The sequence below is a fragment of the Peptidiphaga gingivicola genome (genome assembly GCF_001652275.1).
GTDB lineage: Bacteria > Actinomycetota > Actinomycetes > Actinomycetales > Actinomycetaceae > Peptidiphaga > Peptidiphaga gingivicola.
In genome coordinates this window covers 811746-832461 of the sequence record NZ_LVZK01000001.1, presented here as the reverse complement: position 1 = coordinate 832461, position 20716 = coordinate 811746, and the positions used below count along the sequence as shown (strand labels likewise).

10 protein-coding genes and 1 CRISPR repeat array are annotated in these 20716 nt (G+C 61.8%); of the genes, 6 read left to right on the top strand and 4 right to left on the bottom strand.

Features of this window, described 5'->3' with window-relative positions; genetic code table 11:
- The first annotated feature begins 101 nt into the window (after nucleotides 1-101).
- Nucleotides 102-1100, top strand: a complete 999-nt coding sequence (gene hemH / locus A4H34_RS03415; RefSeq protein WP_064231085.1) for a ferrochelatase — start codon at nucleotides 102-104, stop codon at nucleotides 1098-1100.
- Between the two features lie 133 nt (nucleotides 1101-1233).
- On the opposite strand, the gene A4H34_RS11360 is transcribed toward hemH, so the two are convergent.
- Nucleotides 1234-3426, bottom strand: a complete 2193-nt coding sequence (locus tag A4H34_RS11360) for a DUF7059 domain-containing protein (RefSeq protein WP_064231084.1) — start codon at nucleotides 3424-3426, stop codon at nucleotides 1234-1236.
- Between the two features lie 257 nt (nucleotides 3427-3683).
- On the opposite strand from A4H34_RS11360, the gene A4H34_RS03405 reads away from it, so the two are divergent.
- A complete protein-coding gene (locus A4H34_RS03405) occupies nucleotides 3684-5156 on the top strand; it encodes an MFS transporter (RefSeq protein WP_064231083.1) in 1473 nt (490 codons plus the stop codon).
- Nucleotides 5157-6755: 1599 nt separating this feature from the next.
- Here A4H34_RS03405 and A4H34_RS10895 read toward each other — a convergent pair.
- Nucleotides 6756-7298 carry a hypothetical protein gene (locus A4H34_RS10895; protein ID WP_064231080.1) on the bottom strand — a complete coding sequence of 181 codons (543 nt, stop codon included), beginning with the start codon at nucleotides 7296-7298 and terminating at the stop codon, nucleotides 6756-6758.
- A 119-nt stretch (nucleotides 7299-7417) separates the two neighbouring features.
- Nucleotides 7418-9135: direct repeats of the CRISPR family, unit length 37 nt; unit sequence GTCTCAATGCACCTTCTGGTGCTTGGTGCTTTCCGAC.
- Nucleotides 9136-9453: 318 nt separating this feature from the next.
- Here A4H34_RS10895 and cas6 point away from each other — a divergent pair.
- Complete coding sequence (gene cas6, locus A4H34_RS03385) at nucleotides 9454-10266, top strand: CRISPR system precrRNA processing endoribonuclease RAMP protein Cas6 (RefSeq protein ID WP_064231079.1); 813 nt, start codon at nucleotides 9454-9456, stop codon at nucleotides 10264-10266.
- A 91-nt stretch (nucleotides 10267-10357) separates the two neighbouring features.
- Here cas6 and A4H34_RS03380 read toward each other — a convergent pair whose 3' ends face one another.
- Nucleotides 10358-11332, bottom strand: coding sequence for a hypothetical protein (locus tag A4H34_RS03380; protein WP_064231078.1), 975 nt, complete (start codon nucleotides 11330-11332; stop codon nucleotides 10358-10360).
- A 255-nt stretch (nucleotides 11333-11587) separates the two neighbouring features.
- Here A4H34_RS03380 and A4H34_RS03375 point away from each other — a divergent pair, with 255 nt between their 5' ends.
- The gene (locus A4H34_RS03375) at nucleotides 11588-12079 is read left to right on the top strand and encodes a hypothetical protein (protein WP_197480404.1); all 492 of its coding nucleotides are present in this window, start codon (nucleotides 11588-11590) and stop codon (nucleotides 12077-12079) included.
- A gap of 810 nt (nucleotides 12080-12889) precedes the next feature.
- On the opposite strand, the gene A4H34_RS03370 is transcribed toward A4H34_RS03375, so the two are convergent.
- A complete protein-coding gene (locus A4H34_RS03370; RefSeq protein ID WP_156510237.1) occupies nucleotides 12890-15505 on the bottom strand; it encodes a hypothetical protein in 2616 nt (871 codons plus the stop codon).
- 175 nt (nucleotides 15506-15680) lie between these two features.
- Here A4H34_RS03370 and A4H34_RS03365 point away from each other — a divergent pair, with 175 nt between their 5' ends.
- Nucleotides 15681-17888 (top strand): hypothetical protein, encoded by a 2208-nt coding sequence (locus A4H34_RS03365; protein WP_064231075.1) that lies wholly within the window; start codon nucleotides 15681-15683, stop codon nucleotides 17886-17888.
- Nucleotides 17885-20620, top strand: a complete 2736-nt coding sequence (locus A4H34_RS03360) for an RAMP superfamily CRISPR-associated protein (protein ID WP_064231074.1) — start codon at nucleotides 17885-17887, stop codon at nucleotides 20618-20620. Before A4H34_RS03365 ends, A4H34_RS03360 begins: the two co-directional genes overlap by 4 nt.
- Nucleotides 20621-20716 lie beyond the last annotated feature (96 nt).

Here is a 20716-nt window from a genome sequence, read left to right as displayed (position 1 = left end):
CATAACCCCATTTGCCGACACCCCGCCATTTGTGCCACGCCGTCAATGACGGGATACACTGTTGCAGCGGTTTGGGACACACACGAGGAGAGTTCTCTCATATGCGCGAAAACTCGCCGAAATCCGGCGTAACACGCGAAGGCGTGATCGTCGTCGCCTTGGGGACTCCCACAGAGGCGAGCACCCGTGCGATCGCCGAGTTCTTGGGCGAGTTCCTTTCGGACAAGCGCGTTGTGGACCTGCCGGACTTCCTGTGGCAGCCGGTGCTGCGCGGCCCGATTCTCAAACGCCGCCCGGGCAAGGTGCTGGAACAGTACGAAGACATCTGGGCGGACGGCTCTCCCCTGCGCGTGATCACGGAGGGGCAGGTCGCGAGGCTCGCCGAGCTTCTGCCCGATTGCGAGGTGCGCGTGGGATACCAGTACGGCAGTCCTAGCTTCGTCGAGACGTTCGCCGAGATGGCCTCGCGCCTGGACGAGATCACGGTGCTTCCCACGTATCCGCAGTTCGCGCCGGCCACGGTGGGGTCGGTGGCCGACAGGCTCGACGCCGCGCTGAGGGTTTCCCGCGAGCGTTTCGGGCGCGTGCCGCGGGTTCGCGCGGCGAGGTCGTGGCCGGAGCTGCCCGGGTACGTCGACTGGCACGTCACGCGCATAGCGAACGCCTTGGAGGAGGGCGACGCCGACATGCTCGTCTTCTCCTGGCACGGGCTGCCTGACAGGCGCCCCCACCAGCCCGCCCGATACGCCGCCGAATGCGAGGCCACGGCCCGCGCGATCGCGGCGCGCCTCGCGGATCTCGGCGTGAACGTCCCGTGGCGCTCGACGTTTCAGTCGAAGTTCGGGCCCGACCGCTGGCTGCGGCCCGCGACTATCGACACGATGGCCCGCCTCCCGCGCGAGGGCGTGCGCCACGTGATCGTCGCCAATCCGGGCTTCATGGCCGACTGCCTGGAGACGATCTACGAGATGGACGTCCTCAACGCCGACGCCTTCTACAAGGCCGGGGGCCAGACTTTCCGCCGGATCGGATGCCCCGACGCCGACGCCGGCGCGGCCATTCTGGCCGAGCTGCGCGGGGCGCTGCGGCGCTTCGAGTGAGCGCCAAGGGCCGTTTAAACGCCGGAAGACGGCGGAAATGTTTGACTGGCCCTGGGGAATTGCCGCAGACGTGACAATTGAGAAGCCACGAAGTAGAGACCGCGATTCCGGGATCGCGACGTCGGGCTCTAGATCATGCGACCGTCGAAGGCTCTCCGGAGACCAAGATCCCGAGGCCGACAAGCTCGCGGACGGCGGGGAGCACCTCGGTGCGCACGTCTTCGGCGGGCTCGCCGAGGAGTTGGGCGACGGCGTCGCACAGGGCGCCGAGGGTCAGTTCGCCGTCGCACGCGCCGACGACGCCGGCAACCGCGCTCGTCACTTGGACCTCGGCCGCGAATCCGGCCGCTTGGGCGAGTTTGAGCATGAACGGTTCGGGCTGCCCCGGGGCGTGGAGGCGGTGTTCGACGCCGCGGCAGGCGAGGCGGGCGGCGAGGAGCGCGGAGTCGCCGGCGCGCAGCAGGTCGCGGTGCGCCCAGACGCCCTCGACGTACCCGTGCAGGTCGATCGGCGAGGGGCCGGAGAGCTCTTCGAAGCGCCGCCACGGACGGCGTTTCGCCGAATCCCCCGCGTTCGAACCGGCCGTCTCCCAGTCCCTCGCGTTCGAACCGGCTGCGTTCGAACCAGCCGCGTCCCAATCCCCCGCGTTCGAATCCCCCGCGTTCGAATCCCCCGCGTCTCCCTCCGGCGCACGCACGGAAATGTATCCCATGCCGACGCCGACCACGCCCCTGCGCGCGAAGTCTTCAAGCCAGGCGGCGTAGGCCTCCTCGTAGCCGCGGTCGCGCGGCGTCTGTCCTCCGTCGCGCAGCCACATTTCCGCGTAGTCGGGCGGCGTGAGGACCTCGCGCTGGATCACCCAAGCGTCAAGGCCATCGGGAATCCAGGCCGCCGGGCCGCGAGCCCAATCGGGAACGGCGTCAAACGGCCGATCCGGAGCTGCGTCGGACAACCGGCCCGAAGCAGAGCCAAGCGACTGATCCGGAGCCGCGTCGCACGACAGGTCCGAAGCAGAGCCAAGCGACTGATCCGGAGCCGCGTCGGACAACAGCTCCGAAGCAGAGCCAAGCGACCGATCCAGAACCGCGTAGGACGCCTTGATCTCCCAGTTGCCCAGCATCCACGCTCGGCCTCCGGGCGCCAGCACGTCGCGGAGCTCGCCGACGAGTTCCGCTAGCAGCGAGTCGCCTTCGCGTCCGCCGTCGCGATATGTGCGAACGCCGTCCGCGCGGACGGCTTCCGGCGTGATGACGAACGGCGGATTCGAGACGACGACGTCGTACCGCTCGCACGCGGCGCTCAAGGAATCCAAAGAATCCAAGGAATCCACGGCATCCGCAAGGTCAGACCTCGGACCGCGCACGGGCTCCAGCAGCGAACCGTGCCGGAAGTCGATCTCCGCCCCCGCGAGGGCCGCGTTGAATCGCGCGTAGCCGAGCGCGCGGGCGGAAACGTCGGTGGCCGTCACCCGCGCGCCGCACAGGGCGGCGAGAATGGCGTGGTATCCGCAGCCGGTTCCGACGTCGAGCACCCGCTCGTCCGCGCCGTAGGCCGCCAGCGCCGCGAGCGTCCGCGTGGCTCCCCCGACGGGCATGACGTGGTCCGGTCCCGGAATCGCGCCCGCCAGCTCGCCCCAGTCGGAGGCGATGAGGACGTCGTCGCGTCGCCGAGCGTCCACAGCAGCCGCGCGATGAAGCGAAGGCGGCGAAACTGGCTCCTGCACGAACGAAGATTCGGGTGCCGACCGAGAGTCCGCCGCAGATCTAAAGATTTGCAGATGCCCGGGAATCGGCGCGGGAACGATCTGAAAGAGAGCGCGCCCGTCTTTGACGACCGCGCCCACGCGTCCGCGCGCCCAAGTCGCGGGAAGGGCCGCCGCAATTTCCCCCTCGCCGAGCCGGTCGCCGAGCATGAAAAGCCTGGTGAGATTGGCGAGCCGGACGTCGTCCGCATTGACGGCGTTCCGGCCTTCAAACTCTGCCGTGCAGACAGCCTTCCGACCTTCAGAACCGGCCATGTCGGCAGCCTTCAGACCTTCAGAACCAGCGATGTCAGCAGCCTTCCGGCCTTCGAAGCCGACGACGCCGGTGCCGGCGGGCCTCCCTCCTTCCGCAATCGCCCGCGCCCGAGCCAATGCGGGAACGCGCTGTTCGCGGCGCACGGCGGCGAGGGCCTCGGGGCCGAGCAGCTGCTCGACCGCCGCGAGGGTGTACGCGCGCAGGTCTTTCCGCAGAGTCGCGGCGACGTCAAGGGGCGCGGCATCGGCCCCTTCGAAGGGCACGGCGGCCCCGTCGAAGGCGGGGGCGCCGACGGCATCGGCATCCATGCATCAAGCGTATGCGAGCCCTCCGACAGTTGTGCGAGGGCGAACCGGACGCCCGCGAACGCGCGAAACGGCGCGCCGACGACGAGGCCGCGGCAGTCAGCGGATTCGGCAGTTAACGGCCGCGGCAGTTAGCGGACTCGACAGTTAACGGCCGCGGCAGTCAGCGGATTCGGCAGTGGCCCGCGCAGGCCCCGGTGACCAAGTTCCCACCGCAGACGGGCATGCACCGCCGTCGAACGGGCATATGCTTATACATCATGCCTTCAGAACCCCCTGTTTTACATGGGCGTGCCCGCGCGCGCCTTCTTTTCGTCCTCATCAGCGGATTGTTTCTCTCGCTCATCACGGTGAGCATCATCAATGTCGCCCTGCCGTCCATCAAAACGGCGCTGGACGCCTCACCCAGCCAGATGCAGTGGGCTCTTTCGGGGTACTCGCTGGCCATCGGCGTCGTCCTGGTCGCGGCGGGGCGCGCGGGCGACATTCTGGGGCGCGGCCGCCTTTTCGCAGCGGGGGTGCTGATTTTCACGATCGCGTCGACGGCGGCGGCCTTGGCTGTGAACGCCCTCATGCTTGACGTCGCACGAGCCGTCATGGGCTTCGGCGCGGGAATTTACACGCCGCAGACGGGGGGTTTGATCCAGCAGCATTATCGCGGCAAGGAGAGGGCGAAGGCTTTTGGGATCTTCGGGGCGACGGTGGGCGTCGCGGTGGCGATCGGACCAACCGTGGGCGGGGTGTTCCTGGAACTGCTGCCGGCGTCGATCGGCTGGCGGGCGACCCTCGGATTCAACGTGCCGGTGGCCGCGACCGTGTTCCTGCTGGCACTCAAGTGGATTCCCCGCGAGCCGATCGACGCTGCAAGCCGCGGCCGTCTGTGGCGCAGGCTCGACCCGGTCGGCGCGGTTTTGCTCTCGGTCGCGATCGTGGGGATCATGCTGCCGTTCGTGACGGCGGCGACGATGCCGTGGACGTGGTGGCTTCTGCCGGTCGGCTTCGCCTTGGTGGGCCTGTGGTGGATGTGGGAGCACAGGCTGTATGCGCGCGGCGGGGAGCCGATGGTGGACCCGCGGCTTCTGCGAATTCGCACATTCACCTTGGGCACGGCCACGATCACGGTTTTCTTCGCGGGTTCGACGTCGATGAGCGTGATCCTCGCCGACTTCGTGCAGCGCGGAATGGGCGAAACCGCCTTGGTTTCGGGCATGCTGGCCCTTCCGACGGCGGCGGCGCAGGTGATTTCGGCGCCTCTGGCGGGGCGGCTCGTGTGGCGGTGGGGCCGCAGGATCGTGATCGTCGGCATCTTCCTGAACGTGGTGGGCCTTGCGGCGATCGCGGCGGCCGCGGTGTTCGTGAGCCGCGGGGCGAGCGTGTGGTGGTTCGCGATCGGCGCGGCGATCGTCGGTTTCGGCATTGGCTGGGTGACTTCGCCCAATCAGGCGCTTTCACTGCGCGACGTGCCGGTGGAAAGCGGCGGGACGGCGTCGGGAATCATGCAGACGGGCCAGCGCATCGCCACGGCGATCGGAACCGCGGCGTGCACGGGCCTGTTCTACAGCCTTGCCGGGCAAAGCTACATCACGGCGATGGTCGCCGGGTGCGCCTTGCTCGCGGCGTTCATCAGCGTGGCCCTCGCGATTTCCTACTGGGATGCGCGGCACCCGAGCGTGCAGACCTCGGCCCGCCAAAAGCAGGCGGTGCGCGAAGCGCTGGAGTCCACGCGGAAATAAGCTGGGCCTTCGGGCGACGGGAACTCCGCCGTCATTCATGGGAACCAGCGGTCGATTACTCAATAGGGCGTGCGCCTCGAGTGTTTGAGGCACACGCCCTTTCTGCGCCGCCGCACAAATTCAGCTCACCTCTGGCAAGCAGATCTTGATGCACCTTTTGGTGCACAGCGCTTTCCGACGATGGCGTTCTCGGACATACATACGAGGAACGTCTTGTCTCAATGCACCTTCTGGCGCTCAGTGCTTTCCGACCGGAACACGGACATGAACCCCGAGGATAGAGACTTGTCTCAATGCACCTTCTGGCGCTCAGTGCTTTCCGACAACGAGACCCCGGAGATTTTCGCGTACCGCCTCAACGTGTCTCAATGCACCTTCTGGTGCTCAGTGCTTTGCGACTGGACGTTGACGCTGACATGGACCGACCATGACTGGGTCTCAATGCACCTTCTGGTGCTCAATGCTTTCCGACGGCTTGATTTGGACCGGCTCGAGCACGGCACCGAAGTGTCTCAATGCACCTTCTGGTGTTGGATGATTATCGACTAACATCTCCGCAAGCCGCGCCACAGTGCCGTTTATTCGACGGCAATCGCCACGGGCGATTCACGCGCCCCGACTCGTCGGCAAACACTATGTCTATTAGACCATGCTCTCGCAGGATTCCGCCACTAAACGGCCATGCGTCACCGACGGTCCAAGCCCCGTTGTCCGCTCCGGTTTTTCACAGGCCCACGCCGGCAAGCCTCCTGTTGCCGGAACTTTCCCAGCATTCGAGCGTGCACAGTCGCCCCATCGCAAATAACCAGCAAACGCGCACAACCAAGATTCCCGCGCATCGAAGCAAAGTCGATACACCGAAACACATAGCAAGCACCACAAGGCAAGCATTCAACAGCCAGACACCCAACCGTCCCAACGACGGACTACCGCCTTCCCGATCCCGCCTTTCCTAGATCTTGTCCGTGTGTCATGGATGCTGGACGGCTTTGGACTATGAGTTCAGCAGCGGTCGCCCCCTCGTCATTCGCAGGAAACTGGCAGCCACAGAGCGAGGAGCGTATGCGACTGATGCGACGGCCGATCTCGGCAGCGCACGTCGAAGGGGACATCCAAAGCACCGTCCTAAGCAGCGTCGTCACGGAGAACTCGCGCACAAAAATGGCAAAGCTCCAAATCATGAACCGCAAGGGCTCACAGGCGAAGGACGCCGGGTTTCCCGTGTCAGGTCGGCGTCGGACGACTCGGCCGACGGCGTTGTCGGCCTAAAGCCGGCGGCTCTCATGAATCAAAGTTGCCCCGAATTTCTTGCACAAACCGGTGCACCCAGCGTCATCACTACCAGCCCGGCCGTCTGACACACGGAAACCGGCAACTAACCTCGCACACCATGAACATCATCATCCCCAACCCCGACGTGCAGGATTCAACGCGTCCAAAACGCGGACCAGCCCCTTCCGACCCACAACAAAGGTTAGGCCCCTGATCTGTATCGACGGTCAGGATCCCCCCCTCTGCCTTCTAGAACCCTTCCACCTTCTAACGAGAGTCACGCCTCTCCAATCTGTTCGGGAAGCGTTCAAGACGCTTTACCGAGGCTCAATGAGCCGTTTGTCGCTCCACGCTGCCCGTCGAGATCCAATGCGAGTGTGGGTGATCCAACGTCGAGTTGCCCCAGTCTATTTGAATCGCTTGCGGATCGTTCACGATAGCAGCCACCTTGTATGTGATGGTGCCGCCCGGCAGAAGATCTGAGGTTGGGTCTTGCGCGCCGATGTCCGGGTCAGTGTAGGTGGTAGCTTCAACGCCGCCACTTGTGATCCATTCGCCGAAGGAGGCGGTATCCACGGTCTTGCCGGTGCCATTTCGGACAATAATCGTGATGAGAACGGGGCTGCCGTTGACATCGGAATCAAGGCTTCCCTCGGGCAATGACTCGATTTTCTGGACGGTGACGTCAAGCCCATCGGAGTAGCGGTGCATTTCGCCTATTTTATGAACGTTTTCGGCTTCCTGGGTGGCTGCGACGTCACCGTCGGAGGCCGACGTCGGAGCAGTGCTCTCGCTGCTCCGAGTCGTGCCGCATGCGCTCATGAAGGTCAGTGCCGTCAATGCCGCTATTAGTTTCGCAAGGTTCCGCATGCGTGGATTGTACTCCGTGTGCAGGGAATCGGTTTCGCCCCAATCTCAACGCACCTTCTGGCGCTCAGGCACCAGCGCTCTCCGACATTACAAGGGGCACGGGATGCTCGACCTGAAGAGTCTTAATGCACCTTCTGGCGCTCAGTGCCTTCCGACTGGGTGGTGCGAGGAGTGCGGCCCGCAGATCGAGATGTCTTAATGCACCTTCTGGTGCTCAGTGCTTTCCGACCTGGTCAGGGATGGGTGCTGATTGGCGATACTGACGCGTCTCAATGCACCTTCTGGTGCTGAGTGCTTTCCGACGCGATGATGATCTGGCAGCAACGGGGCCAGCCTCTCGTATCTCAATGCACCTTCTGGTGCTTGGTGCTTTCCGACCGGCATGATCCAGCGTCTCAAGAACGCTCCGTTCCTCTTCGTCTCAATGCACCTTCTGGTGCTCAGTGCTTTCCGACTCGGCGCGTGGAGCGAGGTCGTCTTCCAGTGGTTGTCTCAATGCACCTTCTGGTGCTGAGTGCTTTCCGACTTCTCCATGGGAGACCTCAACGGCGACCTGAAGAGTCTCAATGCACCTTCTGGTGCTTGGTGCTTTCCGACCCGTGAAGATCTCGTCCTCGCTGGCCAGCGACCGGTCTCAATGCACCTTCTGGTGCTTGGTGCTTTCCGACGGTCAACGAGGCGGTCTTCGTGGTGTTCAACCCCATGTCTCAATGCACCTTCTGGTGCTTGGTGCTTTCCGACTTGAACGGTTGCTCAGTTTGGGAGGATGCTTCCCGGGTCTCAATGCACCTTCTGGTGCTTGGTGCTTTCCGACCTCGCCGATCGGCTGCGGGACGGACGTGGCTTTCGGGTCTCAATGCACCTTCTGGTGCTTGGTGCTTTCCGACTCGCGAGGCGGTCGGCATGAGCGGGGTCAAAGGCTAGTCTCAATGCACCTTCTGGTGCTTGGTGCTTTCCGACTTGCCGAGTGAGGTGTTTGTGTGACTCCGATTCTTGTGTCTCAATGCACCTTCTGGTGCTTGGTGCTTTCCGACCTCGGCGTCGCGCTCCCAGAAGTCGGCGCGGATCCAGTCTCAATGCACCTTCTGGTGCTTGGTGCTTTCCGACGACGAAACCCTCATTAGTAACAAAAATTCCGCCAGTCTCAATGCACCTTCTGGTGCTTGGTGCTTTCCGACTTGAGAAGCGCATTCAAGACGCCGAGGCGCTTTGTCTCAATGCACCTTCTGGTGCTTGGTGCTTTCCGACGGGCGCGCTCAAGCAGGTTAATGAGCGCGTGTATCTTATCGAGTCTCAATGCACCTTCTGGTGCTTGGTGCTTTCCGACCCGTCATCCGCGGAGGCTGCACGACGCCGAGTTCCGGTCTCAATGCACCTTCTGGTGCTTGGTGCTTTCCGACTCAAACGTAGACCTACGAATAAGTCCGTTCTCGGGGTCTCAATGCACCTTCTGGTGCTTGGTGCTTTCCGACGGAAGGGGTGCCGCGCTGTGTCAAGAACGCGTCAAGTCTCAATGCACCTTCTGGTGCTTGGTGCTTTCCGACAGGCGGACACCTAGGCCGGCGAGCACTTCGTGCTTGAGATAGGTCTCAATGCACCTTCTGGTGCTTGGTGCTTTCCGACCGGAATCTCGGTTTTGAGGAAGCTCCGTTTTGGTCTCAATGCACCTTCTGGTGCTTGGTGCTTTCCGACACGATCGAACGAGTTTTGCCCGTGGCCTGAGCCTTCCGTCTCAATGCACCTTCTGGTGCTTGGTGCTTTCCGACAAGAAACTAACCCGTTCAGTTTGATCATTTTCCAGTCTCAATGCACCTTCTGGTGCTTGGTGCTTTCCGACTCCACCCCCAAAAAACAGCGCCACAACGCCGCTTACCGAAGCGAAATCGCCGCCGACCTAGGAAGCACCACACTCGACCGGCTCACACCGATCCAATTAAACCACACAACCGCAGAAAACCGCCATAAACCACCCCAGCGCCGCCGACGCCCCTACCCACCAGTACGCCACCGACTTCCAACGAACTCAAGCCGAAAAACCGACGCCTCACGACTACGCCACGGTAAACACCGCAGTCAAGGCCACCATCGATTGCCCCCCGCGCAGCCACGGTGGACCGGGTAGAACATAGGCCGGCATACCGGGTAGAACAGAAGCATGCCGAGCACAGTGTTCATCCAGTTCGACTCCCCGGGGGCCGTCCATGCCACGCCGCGTCGCCTGCACGCCGCCGTCGGGCGTATCTTCGACCTTCCGTCCGGAATTTCGACCGAGCGCGCACGCCGCATTCCCGCCCTCGCCGCGCGGCCCGCGCACGACGTCGGCGGTCCAAAGCCGTATTCGCTCGGCGACATGACACAAGCGCCGGGAAGATTCGGCGTCGAACTGCGTTTGCTGGACGACAGGCTGCTCGACCCGCTCGACGCCTGGCTCGCCTGGGGCGGCGTGCTCTACGTGGGAAACGGAGGCGAGTCGACGGCCGCGCTTGCCGCGCTCGAAGCCCAGGTGCTCGAACGCGTCAATTGGGAGGACATTGCCGCCGCCGACGCCGCCACAGCGTGGGACGTGCGCATCCTCACGCCGGTCGTCTTCACGTCGAAGGGGCGGCACATCCCCGAGATCACAGCGGCGTCGCTGGCCACCAGCCTTCAAAACCGCTGGTGGGCATGGGACCGCGCGACGGCGCCCGACCGCGTCGACCGGGCCGCCGTCGCCGAGGCCTTCGCCGTCGAAGACCGCACCCATATCGTCCGCATCGGCCTCGGCATGCCTCCCGGCGGCGGACGCGGCCGTCTGTCCGCGAGACGAATCGAAGCCTCCGAGGGGAGCCTCCGGATTCGCGCGCGCGACGACGCCGACGAATCCCAGGTGCGGCTGTTTTCGCGCCTCATGGCTCTGGCGCGATTCACCAACGTCGGCTCTCACACCGGGTTCGGCATGGGTGTGCTCAGGGTCGAGCCGACGGCGTGACGCGTCGCCGCTTGCACCCGCTGCTGCGGCGAAAGCCTCTGGCCGCCGAGCATTCCACTCCCGGCGCTGCTTGCGCCCGCAAAGCGCCGCTTCACCGGCCGGATCGCCGCGAGCGCCTGCCCGAGCGCCGCGAGCGCCTGCCCAGCCGCCGCACCGCAAGCAACCCGAAAACGATCGAGCCGAGCATGCCCGCGATGAAAATCGGCCACCACGGCCAGAAGGCCCGCGTCGCGGGATAGTTGTCCAAATCCCAGTTGATCCAAAGTTCGAGCACCGCCGTCATCGGCATTCCAATGAATGCGAGGCACCCTACCGCCCATTCCATGACGCGCGCCGAGCGCTGCTGCTCCCGCTCGATCTCTTGGTTCTGCTTCTCGATCTGGCGTTCCTGACGGTCCAGCAGGGTTTGCACGCTGTCGCGCAGCATCCGGGACTGCTCCACCACGCGATCGACGGCGCTGTCAAGACGCCCGGCTTTCTGCGCCCATTCGAGCACTTTGTCCGTCTGAGTCCCGTATCCGACGTCGACGTTCGTCCACCATTCGGCGGCGAGGAAGGCGACCGCGTCACTGTCGAGCGCAAGGGCCTTTGCGATGAGACGTTCGAGCGCCTCCTCGGTTTCCGCCGAGTTTCGCGGTATTTCGCCTCCCGAGCCAGGGGCGACGCCAACCGACGCCACGCGATAAGCGCTTCCTTCTGCCGCATTTCCCCGGTCCGCAAAGAGGCCGTTGGCCGTCTCCTCCAGCTCTGCCGCGAGCGCCGCGAGCTTTTCGGAGAATGTCCGCACCCTGATGCGGTTGAAAAGCGTCAGAAGATAGACGTCCACGTGCCGCGTGCACATTCGCTGAAGCGCATAAAGCGAGAAATCATCCTCGCGCCGCTGCAGGTAGGCCGCGCCGTGGCGGTACACGCTGACCGCCCAGCTTCGCGAAAGCCTGTGCAGCGCGCGCTTGGCCTCGTCCCAGATTTCTTCCCCGAGCTCGAAGCCTTCCGGCGAGGGTAGATACCCCCATTTCCAGCCCGACGCCGCAACCGCAGCCCGGCCGAGCGACACGTCGCTCGGCATCGCGTCACTGCCTGCCTTCCTTGACGTCGCTTTTCCAGACGGGGCCCTCAGCACGGATCCTCCGCGAATCGCCACTCTTTGCGACATCCCTCCAGGTGCCGTCTCTCCGGGTGCCGTCCGTCCGGGCGTCGTCCGTCTGTGCGCTGTCCCTCCGGGCAAGCGCCGTCCGGACGCCGCCGACGTTTCACCGCCCGACGCACATGCCTCTTCGGTCTCTTGCCGGATTTCCTCGAGAACCTCTTCAGCGACCGGCACGTGCAACCCGTGCTGCAGTCCCCCGAGGTCCTCGAGGAACAATGGCTCCGCGTCGCCCGCGTTGCCAACCGCGCCCGCGTCGCCCGCATCGCCGACCGCGCCCGCAACACCAGCACCGCCGACATTGCCGACCGTGCCCGCCACGCTCGCATCGGAGCCAACGCGGACACTGCGGTCCCCACCCGCAACGCTCGCGCCGCGGCCAACACGGGGACCACGGGCACCGTCCTCACCGCCGACATGTCGGCCGTCACTCGCACTGCGGCCAGCGCTAGCATCGCAGCCGCCCTGCCCGGCGACTCCGGCGGGCCGATCAGCGGGAAAGCCCAGGGCGACAGCCGCGCCGGCGGGGTCGCCCAGCAGCTCGGAAGCCGCGGCCGGAACGGCGGGGGAAGCGGCGGGCCGTGCGGCCGCGTCCTCGCCTCCGACGTCGGAAGCGAGGATCCACGCGGCGGTTTCCGCGCACGGCACCCACGTTATCGTGAAGATTGAGGGGACATCGGACGGGCATTCGGCGTTCGCGCCGGGAAACATGACGCTGCCCGCCGGGCATCCGCCGTGGGTTTCAAGGATTCGGGTGAGGGTGGACGCGAATTCTGGGAATTTTTCCCGCCACCGCAATGTTCGATAGAGACTCGGATAGTCTGGCGAGCAGCCTGCCGGCGTTCCAGCGTTTCCCGGCGTTCCAGCGTTTCCCGGCGTTCCAGCGACGCCGCTTTCCAACGTGCCCGCAGCGGCGGCGCGCTCCGAAACGTTCGCAACGGCACCGACTTGCGGCGTTCCGGCGACGGCGTGAACGGCCAGAAGGAACCTGCACCCGTTGCGCCCACTGCTGTTGCGCCCGTCTGACTCATTTTGTACCCACAACGCTTCGAGCGCGCCTATCCGCAGAGCTGTGCGGCTCGTTTCGTCGCAGACGTGATCAACAAGTTCCGGCAGCCGAAGCGATCGGCGCACGCCCTCCCCCAGAATCTGTTTTGCAGCCTCGGGGCGAAAACCCATCTCTCGGCTACGTCTATACAAATAGTTGTTCGACCCCTTGACCTTGACGGAGAAAGGCCTTGCCTCCCAGACGCCCACAGCCTCCGTTCCTTTGTTGAGCGGGTTTTCGGCACCAAAAGTCGCTTCCCAGCCAGAACGCGCAACAGCTTCGACGATCAGCACCATCCGCATCTGACTGGGGTCTTTCAAGCGAGTGAAGCCGGTGCCCTGCTGCGGAGCGACGGCGTCGGACGAGTTGATGGCTTGCATCATCCACCTCTAGCTATTGACTCTCAACGGATCTTTCCCGCGCGTGCCACATCAGCGTTTAGAAGGGCTCGACAGCGCGGAGAGCTTGTTCCGGATCTTCCGTCGGGTCTTTTGATAAGTGCTTTTCCACGAGTCTAAACCTGTTTCCGAACTTTCGTCTGTGGTCTCATCCTGAGACTCCGAGACCGGATCCAGTCCCTTCAAGCGTATTTTTATGCTCTCGATCATCTTCTCGAGCAATCCTTTGTAATCGTCGAAATCAAGAGCCAACCTCCGCTCTTTCATAAGCGCTTTTACAGCACCATCGGCTGTAAACTCACCGTGAGCAAAAGCCACTCGGTTTCTAACCAGTTGAAACAGACACTGGAGTCCGTTGATCTCGAGACTGGTCAACTCATCAAGAGACGACAGACATTTATGCGAAGCCCTTTTTCCAAAGCGTTGCGACTGAGAACCCAGAAGGGGGCGATTCAGTATCGCATCAACTTTCTTCTTAGACACTGGAGAATGCTTAAGCATCTCTCCAACCATAACGGCAAGACGAACTCTCGTATCCGCACCGAGAGATTGCGAACTCCATAGCTCCTTAACCATTTCGAGAACACCAAGAATCGTCTCGATGTGCAGATCCTTTTCCGTGTTTTTCGCGTTATATGCCCTAAGATAACCGTTTCGAAGGCACTCGCAGTCTTCTGAAAGGCTACGCATATCAGCGTCGCCCGCAGCTAGAACTCTCATGGCAGAAAGAAGCTCGAAGTTATCGAGACAAGAGGAGGCTGTCTCTAACAGGGCTTTCTCGGATTCGCGCCCCATCGCAAAACGATGAAGCTGGATCTCATGCTGAGAAGCCCTCGGCTGTTCCTGTTGGCGCTGATTCTCCTTTCGGTCGGGCCAAGACGATCGATTGCCGCTGCTTTCCTCGTCGACAAAACTCACAAGAAAAAGCGGAGCAGCCTGCATAGCACACCACGATTTGGCCGCGCGCAATGCGCCAAAGACCGCTTCCTTCTGTCCCGTCGCTCCTAGTATCACAACCGCTGGCTTAACTCGCTCAAGATTCTCACGAACGATTTGCTCTACTTGGTCAAAGACCTCATCAGCCGATCTATCCGAAGCCGCGCCTGCCGCAGTCGACAGTGATGCAGCATGTTTCGATGCGGTTTCCTCAGTATCCGACGTATCCTCGTACATTTTCAAAGTCGGTAATGAATTTCTCTGCCACCGATTCCACATGTTTTGAGGGACTGAGTCGCGACATTCCTTGGCAGCCACACATGACTGACAGTTTGAGGAATGCAAAATCATAAAATCTATGGGGATGCTGGGTTTGTCACGTAGTGTCGCGCGGGGAAAGGCAGTCACAATCTCACGCGACGCTTCTCGACCCAGGATCTTCTGCACAACCGTCGGAGGTCGGTTCTTATTGCCTTGGGCAAAAACGACTAAAACGCTTCCTTTGTCAGGGCGTTTCATCCACGAAGGCACGATCTCACGCAGTTCCGAGTTGAATACCGCTTGGATGTCCTCTGACGAGGGTTCACGTGCCTCGTGTGTGGCGTCCTTCCCGGCCTTATTAAGCAAAGAGATCCTGGTCCTGCCGTCCGTCTGACCAGCTAACCACTTATCGGCCCGGTATGCCTTGCTGCCCATCATTTCACAACGGCGTTCGGCATTCTTAACTGCGTCCCCCGCCTGGATCGAGTAGGGAGAGCCTTCCTCAACATGCCCCTCCTTCAACCAGAAGACAGAACTAGCCTTCGGATCCTCGTCCCGAAGCAAGTTCTCATAGTGCTTCTGTATCCAAGCGCGCACGGGTATTCCTGCGCCGACATCAGCGCGTACCATATCGACCAACGCAACTCGTCCTAGATCGTTTTCGCTGATGCCATCTTCTAGTTTTTGAAGACGATCCAAGCTCTCTTCTATACTTCTCATCTCTTTAAGTTCGTCTTCCGACAATTCGATGTTGATGGACGGTGCAATATCAAGACATTCTTTTATGCGTCCTACGCTTCTCAACCAGTAAAATGCGCCGATACCGGCGTCTTCTCGACTAATTTCTCTGACTTTGTGCTTCGAGGTTGCTATTAGAACGCACCAGGACAATCCTTCTGCATCTGCATTGCCTAGCAAAGAAAGAACGACTTTATGAGATCCCGAAATTCCATCGATAAGTACATCGCCGTACTCAACTCCAATCTTCATTTCCTGCATTTCTGACTCTTTTAAGCTGCTTTCGGCAGAATCCACTTCTAAGTCGAATCCGAAGACGTCTCGTATCAGGCCAGCGTCATTTAGCTTCTCAAGAGACGCCTGCAGCACTTCAAAGATTGTTTCAGTCGATCTTTCGCCCGAAGACGTGTAGAGAATTCTCAAACGAACAGTTTTATACCCATTATTTCGGTCTATTTTGCCGCCTATATGGCTGAACATTTGCCGCAAAGAAGCGTAAGGAAATCTATTAGTAATATTATCGATTAAAGGGGAATAATCCAGATCAAAAATGGCGCTAGCAAGTTTTTTACAATCATCTGAATCAATGAGCGTCCACAAATGACATATTCGCTTTTCTCGCTGCCTAAGAACTTCTTCTTTTTCTTTGTGTCCTTTGGCAAAGACGTCGATCCCCAGATCGCCGTCGCCTACTGCGTGAATGATAAGCGTCATCGCTGCCTCCTCTTTGAGTGAACGGGACCGCAACCGGCCCCCGGAACAAGCCTAGTCTTACCGCTTCGGAAGCGTCCATACCATTTCAAAATTTTCCGAAGAAAAAGTCGTGAAAACTCGGCCGAAAAGTACTAGGCTTCTCGTGTACATCTCAGTAGCCCAAAGGAGGGCTTGAATGAAACTCATCATGCTGGAGACCAACGGAAATCAGCGGTTTGTCTTCTCTTCCCCGCGTTTGCGCGAAAACGTAGGGGCCTCCTACCTCATTACACAGCTTGCCGACTGGACCGAGCAAGCGGCCAAGTGCATCGACAAGTTCGGCTGGGTCTCGAAGTCGTCCGGCAAGGTCATCCTGACCGTCGCGACCGAAGACGATGCACGCAAGCTCATCGGCGAAGTCACCCGCAAGGCCTTTTCCGCCGCACCAGGATTGGACGTCTCCGGGGTCTTCGTCGACCTCAACGATTCCGGCGACGTCGAACATCCCCACGTCAGCGATTCCGATCTCAGGAAAGTGCACAAGACAGCCGTCGAGTATGCGCTCAATCGTCCTCCCGCGCAGGCGAGATTCTCGCAGATGCCTTTCCTTCAGCGCGGACGAGACTCGGCGCTTCCGGCGTCGTCGCGATTGGGCGTCTGCGACGAGGCGCGGGACGACAAGGCGACCGCCCTTTCGCTTTCAAGCAGGGTTTGCAGACATCACGCCATCGCTGCGCGCCTCAGTTTCATCGAACTAGCCGTCGAACAGAAGGATCTAGAAGAGCTAGGAAGGCGTCACGATCTGTTGGGGCGCGAAGATCTTCTGACCCGCGACCCGACTATGCTCGAAGAAAAGCTTGCAAGGTCGATTAGCTCCGAGACAGTCGACGGCAGGGATCGCACGGAGGACGAGCGCCTCTCGAAGGTGGCGGTCATTCACATTGACGGCAACGGCGTCGGCGAGATCATGCGCAACCTTCAGAAGTCGCTTGAGACCATCCCCGACGGCGTCTTCCGTTCAGAAGTTCTTGCTGAGCAGAGCAGCTCAGGCGTCGCGGGAGAATCCGCCAGTGCGGGCCCAACGGACGACCCGCACAAGTCCCCGGACGCCCTCCGCCGCTTCCTCCTCGAAATCAACAGACGCCTTGAAAAGGCGATGCGGATTTCCTTCCTCACCGCTTGGGCGAGGGTCGCCTCCCTGGCCCAGAAAGACGTCAAAGACATCGCGGCGATCCCCGTCGTGCCGGTGATCCTCGGCGGAGACGACGCCACCGTCATCACCGATGCGACTTACGCTTTGCCTTTCACGGAAAAGTTCCTCACCGCGTTCGAAGAAGAGACCGGCAAAGATGCACTGCTCAAGTATCTGGGCCCCAAAAGTAGGCAAGGCACAGGAGGATGCACAGAAAGCACCGGTGAAGATGAAAAAGCTGAAAGCGCAGATGGGACCGCCAAAAGCATAGGGAAAGACAGAAGCGCAGACGGCGCGGGCGAAAGCGCAGGCAACAACGGCAAAGACTCGGAAAGAGAAAGCAAGAATGCAGAAAGCGCGAGTGAAAAGCAAGGAGGCCCAATGACGGCCGCGGCGGGCGTCGCGATCGTCCCCAGGAAGTTCCCTTTCCACATCGCCTATGACCTCGCGGAAAGGCTCATCAAGAGCGCGAAGGCCCTCGGCAAAGAGCCCGAAAAAGAATGCTCCACTCTTAACTTTCACGTGCTGTTCGATTCAACCGTTTTGGACCCCGACGAGCTGTTGCGCTCCTATAAGTCTTTCACTCGGCGGCCGTTCAAGGTGATTGCCGAACGTGACACCGAGGGCAGGGCGAAGAAACGCCAATCCGACACATCCGAGGAAGCAGCGGAGGACCCGCATGAACGCCCCGCTCTGCGCGAACACCCCGCATGGAAAGAGATGTGCGAGCGCACCGCGCTTTTCAAAGGATTGAAGCCGGCCGACGGAAACGAAGAGCCCTTGGCCTTCCCGAAAACCAGGGCGGCGCGAATCAGGAAGCTCCAGTCTGACGCGGCCAGGGAGGAGATCGCTTCAAGCGCCGAGCAGGCCCAAGCCAAGAAGCAGAAGTCAGACGAGAAAATCGACGCCGAGTGGCAAGCCGCCAAGGACTCCAGCGGCGAGCTAAGCAATCTGCTGGACGCGATCGGCGGGCCAGATCTCGTCTTCGATCTGATCGAGTTGGCCGACCTGTTGCCGCAAAGCTATCTGGAGGAACTGGCAAGAAAAGAAACAGGCCAAGAAGGCGCAGCAGGCCACAAGAGCGCGACAGACCAACAAAACGACACAGTTCAAAAAGGCATCACCAGCCAAACAAGCAGGGCAGACAGAGGAAACAGCGATTCGACGAACGGAAACGGCCCCGCGGCCGCTTCCCAGGAGGCAAGGAAATGAACAGCATCCCCGTAACCATTAGATTCACCTCCGACTGGGGCGTGGGCACTGGCACCGGCTACGCGGGCGGCGTCGACTCCGTCGTCGAAGTCGACGAAAACAACCGGCCCGTGGTGTGCGGAACCGCTGTCACCGGGGTGATTCGCGAGCAGGCGCTCACCGTGGCTCGGGCTCTCGACGGCGGGCGATCAGGAAGGTGGCACGATTTCATCGGCTCGCTTTTCGGGGGCGCGCCGAACTTCGGAGACGCCGACGAGGATCGTGACCGTGACGATCCGACAGGCCAAAGCGACAAACCAAGCACATCCGCCGACCAGACGGTCCCGCGGGCGATCGTCTTCTCCGATGCGCACATCTGCGAAGAAGCGAAAGCACCCGATGGCGCCGAGGCGAACACCAAAGCAGACGCCGAAGTCGCCGGCAACCGGAACCCCGCCGAAAACTCGGGTGTCTCGCGGGATGACGATACGGCAAAAGTGACGGAAGTCGTGAGCGTCTCAATCGACGAGAAGACAGGCACCGCAAAACCCGACCATTTCCGAATCATCGAACGGGCTCCGGCCTGCGTGCTCAAGGGCCGCGTGGACTTCGTCGATCCAGAGATCTGGAACGAAAGTCAAGACAAGACCGCCAATCAGATTGATGCCGCAAAGTTCGTGCTGGCTCTGGCCGGGACGCTCGTGCCGGCGATCGGATCAGAGAAGACGAACGGCGACGGGCGATGCGAGATCACCGTCGGCGACTTCTTGGACGACGTCGGCCTCTCGGCCCGGGGCGACGACGGCGGCGACTCGCTGGCCGTGAAGAACGGCGAATTCGGGGACTCTGAGGCGGGTGGCTCAGCGGACTCCGGCGAGGGCGATTCGGCGTGCTCCGACGAGGACGATTCGGCGTGCTCCGACGAGGACGCAGACCGATCCCTCAGTCCCGTCGAAATACACGCCAAAGCCGCCCACGCCGCATGTAAAGAGTGGCTTCAGGAGAAACTGAAGGAGCTCGAGGAGACGGGGAGCCCCTCCAAGGCGCCCGACGCAGTTCGGGTGAGCGCATCAGGCGAATCTCCCTGCATCGGCTGTGCGGAGAAGGCGGATCCGTCGAAGCAAGCGGAGCCGAAAGGGCAAGCCGATCAGCAAGGGCAGGCCGAGTCGAAGGAGCAAGCGGATGGCCGTCAAGCGGACGGCCGGGCCGATTCGCCGTCGTACCGCTCGTTTGATTTGAACATCGAGCTGAAAACGCCGGTGGTCTCCTACGAGGTGCCGATGTCCAACGAGGTGCGCTCGCTCGATTTCCTGCGCGGAACCGTGGTGTTGGCGTGGGTGCATTCACGCCTGCGCGCCAAGTTCCCTGCGGACGAGACAATTCGCAATGCAGTGGTCAACGGCGAACTGTTCGTTTCGGACGCGACGGCGTGCGTCGGAGGGGTTCGTGGGAGGCCCGTTCCCATGGTCTTCTCCTATCCGAAGGTCGTCCCCAGCGAGTCCGGCGGCCGCCCCGACCAGTCAACGCGAGAGCTCTGGAACCGCCTCGTCTCGAAGGAACCGGAGGATGTGCACGTTCCGGTCCGGTCGGGCTATATCTTCGACTTCGGGGACGGCGAATCCGGCAAGCCGAGGTACGGCACGGGCGCGCCTCCGGTGACCGGACGCCAGTCCACCGCGCACGACGCCGTTCGGGGAACCGCGAAAGACGGCCAGCTCTTCCTGGTGCGGGCGCTCGCGGCAGGCCTCACGCTGCAATCCACGGTCACGATCACCGAAAGCCTGTATAAGCACCGGCCGACGGCCGCCAATAATCTGTGCGAGCACCAGCCAGGAGAACCGCGAAACGAGACACGGCAGGTCAGCCAACGCACTCTCGGCGAGATGCTGCCCGAGATCCTTCAAGGGCAGGCCCGCCTCGGATCGCGCAGGCTCGCCGGAACGTTCGGCCTCGCCGAGTGCAAAACGACGGAGAAATACGCGTCCGACGGCGCAGCCGCAGCCCGCAGCGACGCCGTAGGCGGCAACGGCACACCCGCAGGCGGCAACGCTGCTGCGGGGAACGGCGCAATCGCAGATGTCCACGTCCGTGCAAACTTGGACGACAATGCAAACACGGGCAACACCGATGGATGGGACAGCGAAGGCGCCACAACCATCTGGTTCACCTCCGACCTTCTCCTGCGCTCGCCGTCGCTCGGCGCGGCAGGCAGCTCAACCGACATCATCGATGCGTTCAATCGCTCCGACGCCTTCAACAGCGCGGATGCGCGCATCGAACCCTTCTCTCCAGAAAAGACAAGAAAAGACGGCACCGCAGCGTCCAAGCAAGGCGCCAACAACGGCATGACGCCGCCCAAGCGCGACGCCAGCACATCGTCCTCCAAATGCGACGACGGCACACTGCCCAAGCAAGACGCCAGCGACTGCGAAGGCGACCATCGGTACCGAGCGGGATTGAGATACCGCCGGGTCGATTCTTGGTCGGCCGCCGAGGGCCAGCCTCGCGCGACCCGCCTCGCCGTCCAGGCCGGCTCGGTCCTCAAGGTCTGCCTCGGAGACAAGATCGAGCAGCGACGAAAGGCCCTCGCCGCCTTGCGCGAGCTGGAAACCGTGGGCATCGGCGAACTGCGAGCTCAGGGATTCGGCAGGTTCGTCGTCGGCGATCCCCTGCTGAGCATCAGAGACAACGACGGCAAGGGGTTCCACGTCAAGCTCCTGCACAGCAACGACTTTCTTTCGGACGAAAAATGAAACCTACAACCTTAACTCACCAGCGTTCCAACGCAAATCCGGCGACGTCACGCGTCGCCAATCTGAGAATGCAAATCGGCCACAATCTGGCGACGT